Source organism: uncultured Pseudokineococcus sp. (assembly GCF_947495735.1).
Classification (GTDB): Bacteria; Actinomycetota; Actinomycetes; order Actinomycetales; family Quadrisphaeraceae; genus Pseudokineococcus.
Genome location: NZ_CANMAA010000053.1, coordinates 1 through 225 on the forward strand (window position 1 = coordinate 1; position 225 = coordinate 225).

The 225-nt window shown below is 72.9% G+C and carries 1 protein-coding gene; it reads left to right on the forward strand.

The features are described from left to right. Positions 1 to 225: helix-turn-helix domain-containing protein (locus tag Q0848_RS18935; RefSeq protein ID WP_299040390.1), on the forward strand; the 225-nt coding region annotated here is incomplete at both ends.

Sequence of the window (225 nt, forward strand, 5' to 3'; positions counted from 1 at the left end):
TGGCCGACCGCGAAGAGGTGGGCCCGCCGGTACGCCGAGATGGGCCTCGAAGGCATGGTCGACCGCTCCAGCCGCCCGCACCGAAGCCCGACCCGGACCCCCTCGCACGTGGTCCGCAAGATCGTGCACCTGCGGTGGAAGCAGCGCTTGTCCCCGATCGCGATCAGCGCCAGGACCGACACCCCGGCCTCGACGGTCCACGCGGTGCTGGTCCGGTGCCGGCTG